Consider the following 10,917-nt stretch of genomic DNA (forward strand, 5'->3'; position numbering starts at 1 on the left):
GGAAAGACCCCGTGGAGCTTTACTGTAGCCTGATATTGAATTTTGGTACAGTTTGTACAGGATAGGCGGGAGCCATTGAAACCGGAGCGCTAGCTTCGGTGGAGGCGCTGGTGGGATACCGCCCTGACTGTATTGAAATTCTAACCTACGGGTCTTATCGACCCGGGAGACAGTGTCAGGTGGGCAGTTTGACTGGGGCGGTCGCCTCCTAAAGTGTAACGGAGGCGCCCAAAGGTTCCCTCAGAATGGTTGGAAATCATTCGTAGAGTGCAAAGGCATAAGGGAGCTTGACTGCGAGACCTACAAGTCGAGCAGGGACGAAAGTCGGGCTTAGTGATCCGGTGGTTCCGCATGGAAGGGCCATCGCTCAACGGATAAAAGCTACCCCGGGGATAACAGGCTTATCTCCCCCAAGAGTCCACATCGACGGGGAGGTTTGGCACCTCGATGTCGGCTCATCGCATCCTGGGGCTGTAGTCGGTCCCAAGGGTTGGGCTGTTCGCCCATTAAAGCGGTACGCGAGCTGGGTTCAGAACGTCGTGAGACAGTTCGGTCCCTATCCGTCGTGGGCGTAGGAAATTTGAGAGGAGCTGTCCTTAGTACGAGAGGACCGGGATGGACGCACCGCTGGTGTACCAGTTGTTCTGCCAAGGGCATAGCTGGGTAGCTATGTGCGGAAGGGATAAGTGCTGAAAGCATCTAAGCATGAAGCCCCCCTCAAGATGAGATTTCCCATAGCGTAAGCTAGTAAGATCCCTGAAAGATGATCAGGTTGATAGGTTCGAGGTGGAAGCATGGTGACATGTGGAGCTGACGAATACTAATAGATCGAGGACTTAACCATATAATATGTAGCAATGTTATCTAGTTTTGAAGGAATATGCCTTCATAGTTTGGTGATGATGGCAGAGAGGTCACACCCGTTCCCATACCGAACACGGAAGTTAAGCTCTCTAGCGCCGATGGTAGTTGGGACCTTGTCCCTGTGAGAGTAGGACGTCGCCAAGCTATTTATATCATCGCGGGGTGGAGCAGTACGGTAGCTCGTCGGGCTCATAACCCGAAGGTCGCAGGTTCAAATCCTGTCCCCGCAACCAAATGGTCCCGTGGTGTAGTGGTTAACATGCCTGCCTGTCACGCAGGAGATCGCCGGTTCGACCCCGGTCGGGACCGCCATTTTATATAAAGAAAAGAACGAAACAAGTTGTTTCGTATTTTTTTATTTGTTTTAACAAAAAACTAATAAAGACAGTCAAACTATCCTTAGGACAACTCCTAAGGACTTTTTTATATATTCAAAACCTGTATAATAAAGAGCAGAGAACATTGTGAGTAAAGTAGGTGAAGTCTGTGAGTAAATATGAAGTAACAACAAAATCTTCTGAGGAAACAAAAAGATTATCAGAAAAACTAGGTGAACTCGTAGAGGCACAAGATGTAATTATTTTAGAAGGAGATCTTGGAGCTGGTAAGACGACTTTTACAAAGGGACTAGCAAAAGGTCTTGGAGTGAAAAGAGTTGTAAATAGTCCTACCTTTAATATTATTAAAGAATATAAAGGAAGATTACCGCTATATCATATGGACGTGTATCGCTTAGCAGAAAGCGAAGAGGACTTAGGCTTTGATGAGTATTTCTACGGTGAAGGAATTACGGTAGTGGAATGGGCTCATTTAATAGAAGCATATTTACCGAATGAAAAGTTACAAATTAGTTTATTCCATGCGGGAGATGACACAAGAAAAATTATACTCGAGCCAATTGGAAATCGCTATATTAGATTATGTGAGGAGCTATTACAAGATGAAAGTACTAGCAATTGATACTTCAAATTACGTAATGGGTGTATCCCTTATTGAGGAAGGAAACGTGATTGGGGAAATCATTACAAATTTGACGAAAAACCATTCTGTACGTCTTATGCCAGCTGTAGAGCAACTGTTAAAAGAATGTGGTGTAAAACCGAAGGAATTAACTAAAATCGTTGTAGCTGCTGGACCTGGATCATATACAGGTGTTCGCATAGGCGTGACAGCGGCAAAAACATTAGCTTGGTCACTTCAAATACCAATTGTAGGTGTATCAAGTTTAGAGGTAGTAGCTGCAAACGGTGCTAACTTTAATGGATTAATTTGTCCTTTATTTGATGGAAGGCGTGGGCAAATCTATACTGGATTATATACATACGAAGGAGAGCAGTTAACTTCAATAGAAGAAGACCGAATTATTCTTATTGTAGACTGGTTGCAAATGTTAAAAGATAAAGGACAGCCTGTTTTATTTATCGGTAATGATGTTAAATTGCATAAAGAAACAATTATAGAATATTTAGGTGATCAAGCTGTATTCGCTCTTTTTACTAAAAATAATCCAAGACCAAGTGAGCTAGCATTTTTAGGATTACAAAAAGAAGAACATGATGTGCATACGTTTGTTCCGAGCTATCTTCGTTTAGCTGAAGCTGAAACAAAGTGGTTAGAAAGTCAAAACAAGTAGGGGCCTTGCAGAAGATGGATATGATATTTAGAAAGATGGAACTTGATGATATTGCTCAAATTGTAGCTATTGAAGAAGTATCTTTTTCAACTCCTTGGACTGCAGATGCTTTTCACCGTGAATTAACGATGAATGAACATGCACATTATATTGTGTTAGAAAAAGATGGTCGTGTAATCGGGTATTGTGGATTGTGGATAATTATTGATGAATCACATATAACAAATATAGCTATTTTGCCAGAATACCGAGGTCAAAAGTTAGGAGATGCCTTATTGAAAGCAGTTATTTCAGAAGCGAAAGAACTAGGGGTAAAAACAATGACGCTTGAAGTACGTGTATCAAATGAAGTAGCAAAGCAGTTATACAAAAAATATGGATTTCAAAATGGTGGAATTCGTAAACGATACTATGCAGACAATCAGGAAGATGGTCTTGTAATGTGGGTGAATATATAATGGAAAAAAATACGATTATACTTGGGATTGAAACGAGCTGTGATGAAACAGCGGTAGCGGTTGTTAAAAATGGGACGGAAATTATTGCGAATGTCGTTGCATCACAAATTGAAAGTCATAAACGTTTTGGCGGCGTTGTACCAGAGATTGCATCCCGTCATCATGTAGAAGAAATTACAGTTGTGTTAGAAGAAGCTTTAAAAGAAGCAAACATAACATTTGATGATATTGATGCAATCGCTGTAACAGAAGGGCCTGGTTTAGTAGGAGCACTTCTAATTGGGGTAAATGCAGCGAAGGCAGTAGCTTTTGCACATGATATTCCGCTAGTCGGTGTTCATCATATTGCTGGTCATATTTATGCGAACCGTTTAGTAAAAGAAGTGCAATTCCCGCTATTATCACTTGTTGTATCTGGTGGGCATACAGAACTTGTTTATATGAAAGAACATGGTTCATTTGAAGTAATTGGTGAAACGCGAGATGATGCAGCTGGAGAAGCATATGATAAAGTAGCTCGTACGTTATCTATGCCATATCCAGGTGGTCCTCATATTGATCGCCTTGCACATGAAGGAGAACCAACAATTGATTTGCCTCGTGCATGGCTAGAACCGGATTCATATGATTTTAGCTTTAGTGGATTGAAATCAGCAGTTATCAACACTGTGCATAACGCGAAACAACGTGGTATAGAAATTAAACCAGAAGATTTAGCGGCAAGTTTCCAAGAAAGTGTAATAGATGTACTTGTAACGAAAGCAGCTCGTGCAGCAGCAGCTTATAATGTAAAGCAATTACTTCTTGCTGGTGGAGTAGCTGCTAATAAAGGACTTCGTGCCCGATTAGAAGAAGAATTTGCAAAAAAAGAAAACATTGAACTAATTATTCCACCGCTATCTTTATGCACAGATAATGCAGCAATGATTGCAGCGGCAGGGACAATTGCGTATGAACAAGGCAAGCGTGCAACATTAGCCTTAAATGCGAATCCAGGATTAGATATTGAAGCATAGTTATGCACATAATTAACCACAGCTTGTGGATAAAACCCATGTTATCTGTTGATAATGTGGGTTTTATTGTGTATATAAAGTGTTGGTAACTTTTTCGTTGGCTGTGGGTAATGTGGAAAAGTTGGTTTAATAGTTATTTTATAAAGGTGGATATGTGTATAAACTTGTGGATAAACTAGATGAAGTCTGACCTTTGAGTGTATTGTTTTTCGGGAAATAAAAAGCAAGAAGATATCCCCGAAAAACATTTTTTAATATCCCTCCATTATAGAGGGTGCTGATATTGTCAATCCTTGTCGGTAAATCGATATTTCGTGTCGAATCGTTTATGTATATAGGGTTACGATAGATATATTTGAAAAATCGTTGATATATTCCCAGTTACCATTGATATATCCAAAAAATTATTTATGTACTTAAAGAAAAAAGATGTCGCATAGTCAAAAATCATGACTGATGAGACATCTTCCTTATTTAAATACTCTTATACATGCAGCTCTTCCCACTCTGCCATACAAGTTTCAAGCTGTTCTTGTAGCGTTTGTTTTTTAGTTGTAATTTCACTAGCTTTTTCATAATCTGCATATATTTCTGGTAAGCAAAGTTGATCTTCTAACGTAGCAATTTCTTCTTCTAAGTTTACGATATTTTGTTCTAGCTCTTCAATTTTTCGAGTGCGTTGACGTTCTAATTGTTTACGCTCTTTTTCTTCGAGATAATTTAATTTTTCTTGAGCTACAGTTTTTTGAACAGGTGCCTGATTTTCTTGCTGTTCAAGTTGTTCAAATGCTGCCCGTTCAATCATTTCATTTTTCTTCTCCACATAGTAATCGTAATCACCTAAATATTCCTGTGCGCCTTCTGTTGATAACTCAACCACAGTCGTTGTTACACGGTTAATAAAGTAGCGGTCATGTGAGACAAATAGAAGAGTCCCTGGATAATCAATTAAAGCATTCTCTAAAATCTCTTTACTATTTAAATCAAGGTGGTTCGTAGGCTCATCCAGAATTAATAAATTTGACTTTTGCATCATAAGTTTCGCAAGAGCTAATCGAGCTTTTTGTCCACCACTAAGGGAAGATACTGGTTTCAGTACATCATCTCCTGTGAATAAAAAATTCCCGAGTATAGTACGGATTTCTTTTTCAGGTTGCAGTGGATATTCATCCCATAGTTCATTTAAAACCCGTTTAGAAGATGTTAAGTTTGCTTGTTCTTGATCATAATAGCCAACAGATACATTTGATCCGAAAGAAACATTACCATTTAATAGTGGTAACTTATTCACAATAGATTTTAATAATGTGGATTTCCCAATTCCGTTTGGACCAACTAAGGCAACACTATCTCCGCGAGTTAAGCGCATAGTTACGTGTTCAATTATAGGGTCCTCCTCATAGCCGATGGTTGCATCTTTTACTTGTAAAACATCATTTCCACTTTGCTTTTCAATATCGAAGTGGAATGATGCTGACTTAGAATCCCCTAATGGTCTCGTTAATAATTCCATTCTGTCCAGTTGTTTACGGCGACTTTGAGCACGTTTCGTTGTAGAAGCGCGAGCTATATTCTTTTGAACGAAGTCCTCAAGTTTTGCGATTTCATCTTGTTGTTTTTCGTAACGTTTCATTTCTTGATCATATAATGCTGATTTTAAGTCTAAATATTTACTGTAGTTACCAACAAATCGTCTGCTTTCTTTATTCGAAATTTCATATACTTGTGTAACGAGTTTGTCTAAGAAATAACGGTCATGGGAAACGATTAATATTGCGCCAGGATAACCTTGTAAATATTGCTCAAGCCATGTTAATGTTTCAATGTCTAAATGGTTTGTAGGCTCGTCCAAAATAAGTAAGTCTGGTTTTGTTAATAATAATTTCCCGAGAGCTAATCTTGTTTTTTGCCCGCCACTTAAAGTAGAGATCGTCGTCTGGTGTGTTTCAACTGGGAAGCCAAGGCCGCTTAAAATGGAGCGAATATCCGCTTCATATTGATATCCACCTTGATCTTTATAATTGAGTTGCAATTGGTCATAATCAGCTAACAATCTTTCATATATAGCTTCGTTTGAAAAGTTTTCTTCTTTTCCCATTTCTTGCTCAAGCCTTCGAAGTTTTGTCTCCATTTGCCGTAAGTGGGTAAAGACGGTTAGCATTTCATCCCAAATTGTTAAAGACGTTTCTAGGCCAGTATTTTGAGCTAAATACCCGATTGAGACATCTTTCGGTTTTATAATTTCGCCATCATCATGTGATAACTCACCAGCGATAATTTTTAATAATGTAGATTTTCCAGCTCCATTCCTTCCAACTAATGCGATACGATCTTTTGTTTGTACTTCCAATTTTATGTTTGCAAGAATTGTTTCTGCACCGTATAATTTCGAAAGTCCATTTACTTGTAATAAAATCAATGTTCTCACCTCAAATAATTTCTTAACTTTGCCATGTTTATATTTCTCAATCATACTAAAAATAGTGTATAGTTTAAAATAAAGAGAGAATACTTCTTCTCTTTATTATACAAGGAATTTAATGAGTGCTAAACTTCTGTATTTGATTAAAGTATATGAATAAAGATAGGAAGAGAGGAGAGGTCATATGGATCAGCAAAAGATTCCACAAGCCACTGCTAAAAGATTGCCTCTATACTATCGATTTATCCAAAACTTATCTCTTTCTGGTAAGCAGCGTGTTTCATCGGCCGAATTGAGTGAAGCGGTAAAAGTAGATTCCGCAACAATACGAAGAGATTTTTCGTATTTTGGAGCATTAGGGAAAAAGGGATATGGATATAACGTAAATTATTTATTATCATTTTTCCGCGAAACACTTGATCAAGATGATATAACGCGTGTAGCACTTATTGGAGTAGGTAATTTAGGGACCGCTTTCTTACATTATAATTTCACGAAAAACAATAATACAAAAATTGAAATGGCATTTGATGTTAGTGAAGAGAAAGTTGGAACAGAAATCGGGGGCATTCCTGTATATCATTTAGATGAATTAGAAGAGAGATTATCAAATGATATACAAGTGGCAATATTAACAGTACCGGCTACAGTAGCACAAGCTGTAGCAGATAGATTAGCTGAAACGAGCGTGCACGGTATTTTGAATTTCACACCAGCACGATTAAACGTATCAGAGAATATTAGAATTCATCATATTGATTTAGCTGTAGAGTTACAAACATTAGTTTACTTTTTGAAAAACTATCCACAATAAAACGCAGAGGAAGCGACCTCTGCGTTTTATTATTGTTTCTTCTTTGTGAATTTAACTAATATAAGGCGAAGTGCCAAATTAAAATCAATTGTTGCCATAACTGCAAATAGTATTGTCCACACATTCCAGATTGTATCTGTCACGTTCGTAATGGCGAAGCGTGTAAAGATACATCCAAGAAGGAAGTATAATGCGGCCATGAACAATGGTGAGTTTCTCATACAAAAAATCCTCCGATAAATCCTTGCATTTTTTCAGCTTCTTTAATCATTTCTTGAATTTGCTCATTGCTCATAAAAATTTGCCCAATAGCGACTAATGTATTCATCGCAACATGAGCTGCAATAGGAACGATAATGCGCTTCGTCTTCACATATAAGAAGGCGAATACGAGCCCCATAGCAGTGTATACCAATAAGTGAGTAAAATCAAAATGAATTGCTGCGAATACAAGTGAACTAATGATAGCTGCAATAAAGAAGTTGAACTTCTTATAAAGTGCACCGAATAGAATTTTTCTAAATACGATTTCTTCTAAGATAGGTCCGATTATAGATACAACAATAAGGAACCAAGGAGTAGTTCGTGCAATTTCCATCAGTTTCATTGTATTTTCTGAACCTTGTTTAATTCCTAGTAGCTGCATCTCGATCATACCGGCAACTATTTGTGAAAAGAAAGCTAAGAATAATCCGATGAAAATCCACCCAATTGTAGCTGGAACAGAAGAGCGCGTTGCATCTAAATGTCTGTCGCGAATATCTGTTCTAAGTAACCAAAGTACGATACATAATGCAACAAAGAAGCTAATAATTGCCCAGTGTCCCATTATGATTTGTCCTTTTTCCTCAATGGTAAATCCTCTATTATCATAGAGTCCTGTTTTTAGGAGAAGTGGTAATCCAACAGCGCCAGATAATTGCATTAAAATGTATGTAACGATAATCCACCAGTATTGTTTCTTCAAATGGTTTAACCATCCTTTCTAACTCTAGTGTATGAGATGAGGTAGGATAACATGTAAATATGTTATCTACGATATAAACTTTCATTCGAATTATGATTTTTTTGTAAATACGTATTTTAAATTAAAGTAGGAGACAGGAAAAAGTTGTACGTTTAGCGAAAACAACTTAGGGTGTCTTTCATATTGTAACATACGAGTAGGGGAAACAACGATTCATATAGTAAAGGCAGTATTCTATATAGAAAGTTTATATAGTAATTTGCGAAAAAATTATGATTTTTTTACTTGCAAAAGAAATTGAGATTATTTATTATTATAAGTGTGTTAGCACTCGGGTGACTTGAGTGCTAATAAATAAAATTTACATAACAAAATGAGGAGGTTATTGTTCATGCTAAAGCCATTAGGTGATCGCGTTGTAATTGAGCTTGTTCAAGCAGAAGAAAAAACAGCAAGTGGTATTGTATTACCAGACACTGCAAAAGAAAAACCACAAGAGGGTAAAGTTGTTGCAGTAGGTACTGGTCGAGTGCTTGAAAATGGTGAGCGTGTTGCTTTAGAGGTAGCAGCAGGTGATCTTATCATCTTCTCAAAATATGCAGGTACTGAAGTGAAATATGAAGGTACAGACTACTTGATTTTACGTGAAAGTGACATTTTAGCAGTTATCGGTTAATTATATAAATCTTAAAAAAATCCAAGGGGGTCAATTATTATGGCAAAAGATATTAAATTTAGTGAAGAAGCACGTCGTTCGATGCTTCGCGGTGTCGACACTCTTGCAAACGCAGTAAAAGTAACGCTTGGACCAAAAGGTCGTAACGTTGTACTTGAGAAAAAATTCGGTTCACCACTTATTACAAATGATGGTGTAACAATCGCAAAAGAAATCGAATTAGAAGATGCATTCGAAAACATGGGTGCGAAATTAGTAGCAGAAGTTGCTAGCAAAACAAATGATGTAGCTGGTGACGGAACAACAACTGCAACTGTATTAGCGCAAGCTATGATTCGTGAAGGTCTTAAAAACGTAACAGCTGGTGCTAACCCAATGGGTCTTCGTAAAGGTATCGAAAAAGCTGTTACTGCTGCAATTGAAGAATTAAAAACGATTTCTAAACCAATCGAAGGCAAATCTTCTATCGCGCAAGTAGCTGCTATTTCTGCAGCTGACGAAGAAGTAGGTCAATTAATCGCTGAAGCAATGGAGCGCGTTGGTAACGATGGCGTTATTACTTTAGAAGAGTCTAAAGGATTCACAACAGAATTAGACGTAGTAGAAGGTATGCAATTTGATCGTGGATATGCATCTCCTTACATGATTACTGATTCTGACAAAATGGAAGCAGTTCTTGATAACCCATACATCTTAATTACTGACAAAAAGATTTCTAACATCCAAGAAATCTTACCAGTATTAGAGCAAGTGGTACAACAAGGTAAACCACTTCTTATCATTGCTGAAGATGTAGAAGGCGAAGCTTTAGCTACATTAGTAGTGAACAAACTTCGTGGTACATTCAACGTAGTAGCTGTTAAAGCTCCTGGATTTGGTGACCGTCGTAAAGCAATGCTAGAAGATATCGCAATCTTAACTGGTGGCGAAGTAATCACTGAAGAATTAGGTCGGGACTTAAAATCTGCTACAGTTGAATCTTTAGGACGCGCTGGTAAAGTTGTTGTTACAAAAGAAAACACAACTGTAGTTGAAGGTATTGGAAATACAGAGCAAATCGCAGCTCGTATCGGTCAAATCCGTGCGCAATTAGAAGAAACAACTTCTGAATTCGATCGTGAAAAATTACAAGAGCGTCTTGCTAAACTAGCAGGTGGCGTAGCGGTAATTAAAGTAGGTGCAGCAACTGAAACTGAGTTAAAAGAGCGCAAACTTCGCATTGAAGATGCACTTAACTCAACTCGTGCAGCAGTAGAAGAAGGTATCGTTGCAGGTGGTGGTACTTCACTTATGAACGTATACACGAAAGTAGCTTCTATCGTAGCTGAAGGCGACGAAGCAACAGGTATCAACATCGTACTTCGCGCACTAGAAGAGCCAGTTCGTCAAATCGCAATCAACGCTGGTCTAGAAGGATCTGTAGTTGTAGAGCGTCTAAAAGGCGAAAAAGTAGGCGTTGGTTTCAACGCAGCTACTGGCGAATGGGTTAACATGCTTGAGTCTGGTATCGTAGATCCAGCTAAAGTAACTCGTTCTGCACTTCAAAACGCAGCATCTGTTGCAGCTATGTTCTTAACAACTGAAGCTGTAGTAGCTGACAAGCCAGAACCAAATGCACCAGCAATGCCTGACATGGGCGGCATGGGCATGGGCGGTATGGGCGGAATGATGTAATTCCGTTTGCCCTAAAAAACATCCATTTCTATATAGAAATGGATGTTTTTTTATGTTTTTTAGAAAAGGAAATGAATTTCTGTAGAATTTTGTCGCTTTCTCTCTTGACCATATAGATACTTCATTGTTAGAATCTAGGAAGATAATATAAAACGATCCTTCATATATCCTCAATGATATGGTTTGAGAGTCTCTACCGGGTTACCGTAAACAACCTGACTATGAAGGCAGTGTGTCTTATATTTATAAAGAGCGGAGACTATCTTTCTTTATAAAGCCAGACCCCTGCCTTTTCTTTGTTATGAGACTAGAGGCGGAGGACTGGCTTTTTTTATTATATTAGTAATGCTTTTCGCCAAATTGGTGAAAATATTTATATACGAGAACTAACGT

At 38.2% G+C, this 10,917-nt stretch carries 10 protein-coding genes, 2 tRNA genes, 2 rRNA genes and 1 riboswitch; of the genes, 11 read left to right on the forward strand and 3 right to left on the reverse strand.

Annotation, left to right across the window (positions count from 1 at the left end; translation table 11 throughout):
- From MR167_RS28510 to tsaD, 8 genes are all read left to right on the forward strand, one after another.
- A 23S ribosomal RNA gene (locus MR167_RS28510) occupies positions 1-844 on the forward strand; the annotation flags it as partial.
- 48 nt (positions 845-892) lie between these two features.
- Positions 893-1,008, forward strand: a 5S ribosomal RNA gene (gene rrf, locus MR167_RS28515).
- A gap of 12 nt (positions 1,009-1,020) precedes the next feature.
- A tRNA-Met gene (locus MR167_RS28520) sits at positions 1,021-1,097 on the forward strand.
- A gap of 3 nt (positions 1,098-1,100) precedes the next feature.
- Positions 1,101-1,176, forward strand: a tRNA-Asp gene (locus tag MR167_RS28525).
- Between the two features lie 174 nt (positions 1,177-1,350).
- The gene (tsaE, locus tag MR167_RS28530) at positions 1,351-1,824 is read left to right on the forward strand and encodes a tRNA (adenosine(37)-N6)-threonylcarbamoyltransferase complex ATPase subunit type 1 TsaE (protein ID WP_242316049.1); all 474 of its coding nucleotides are present in this window, start codon (positions 1,351-1,353) and stop codon (positions 1,822-1,824) included.
- A complete protein-coding gene (gene tsaB, locus MR167_RS28535; protein ID WP_242316051.1) occupies positions 1,805-2,497 on the forward strand; it encodes a tRNA (adenosine(37)-N6)-threonylcarbamoyltransferase complex dimerization subunit type 1 TsaB in 693 nt (230 codons plus the stop codon). The genes tsaE and tsaB overlap by 20 nt, the downstream gene beginning before the upstream one ends.
- 14 nt (positions 2,498-2,511) lie before the next feature.
- A complete protein-coding gene (gene rimI / locus MR167_RS28540) occupies positions 2,512-2,955 on the forward strand; it encodes a ribosomal protein S18-alanine N-acetyltransferase (protein ID WP_000367207.1) in 444 nt (147 codons plus the stop codon).
- The gene (gene tsaD / locus MR167_RS28545) at positions 2,955-3,971 is read left to right on the forward strand and encodes a tRNA (adenosine(37)-N6)-threonylcarbamoyltransferase complex transferase subunit TsaD (RefSeq protein ID WP_000414591.1); all 1,017 of its coding nucleotides are present in this window, start codon (positions 2,955-2,957) and stop codon (positions 3,969-3,971) included. Before rimI ends, tsaD begins: the two co-directional genes overlap by 1 nt.
- Before the next feature lie 484 nt (positions 3,972-4,455).
- Here tsaD and MR167_RS28550 read toward each other — a convergent pair whose 3' ends face one another.
- Complete coding sequence (locus MR167_RS28550; RefSeq protein WP_016078110.1) at positions 4,456-6,390, reverse strand: ABC-F family ATP-binding cassette domain-containing protein; 1,935 nt, start codon at positions 6,388-6,390, stop codon at positions 4,456-4,458.
- Between the two features lie 187 nt (positions 6,391-6,577).
- Here MR167_RS28550 and MR167_RS28555 point away from each other — a divergent pair, with 187 nt between their 5' ends.
- Positions 6,578-7,207, forward strand: coding sequence for a redox-sensing transcriptional repressor Rex (locus tag MR167_RS28555; protein WP_000372699.1), 630 nt, complete (start codon positions 6,578-6,580; stop codon positions 7,205-7,207).
- A gap of 29 nt (positions 7,208-7,236) precedes the next feature.
- Here the strand turns inward: MR167_RS28555 and MR167_RS28560 are convergent, their stop codons facing one another.
- Positions 7,237-7,428 (reverse strand): YdiK family protein, encoded by a 192-nt coding sequence (locus MR167_RS28560; protein ID WP_001246204.1) that lies wholly within the window; start codon positions 7,426-7,428, stop codon positions 7,237-7,239.
- On the reverse strand, positions 7,425-8,174 hold the full coding sequence (locus MR167_RS28565; RefSeq protein ID WP_000745315.1) for a CPBP family intramembrane glutamic endopeptidase: 750 nt from the start codon (positions 8,172-8,174) through the stop codon (positions 7,425-7,427). The genes MR167_RS28560 and MR167_RS28565 overlap by 4 nt, the downstream gene beginning before the upstream one ends.
- Positions 8,175-8,565: 391 nt before the next feature.
- Between MR167_RS28565 and groES the strand changes: the two genes are divergently transcribed.
- On the forward strand, positions 8,566-8,850 hold the full coding sequence (gene groES, locus MR167_RS28570) for a co-chaperone GroES (RefSeq protein WP_000917311.1): 285 nt from the start codon (positions 8,566-8,568) through the stop codon (positions 8,848-8,850).
- Between the two features lie 39 nt (positions 8,851-8,889).
- Complete coding sequence (groL, locus tag MR167_RS28575; protein WP_001029992.1) at positions 8,890-10,524, forward strand: chaperonin GroEL; 1,635 nt, start codon at positions 8,890-8,892, stop codon at positions 10,522-10,524.
- Between the two features lie 140 nt (positions 10,525-10,664).
- Positions 10,665-10,766: riboswitch (purine riboswitch) on the forward strand.
- Positions 10,767-10,917: the final 151 nt, after the last annotated feature.

Source organism: Bacillus cereus group sp. BfR-BA-01355 (genome assembly GCF_022663675.1).
In the GTDB taxonomy this organism is placed as follows: Bacteria; Bacillota; Bacilli; order Bacillales; family Bacillaceae_G; genus Bacillus_A; species Bacillus_A thuringiensis_S.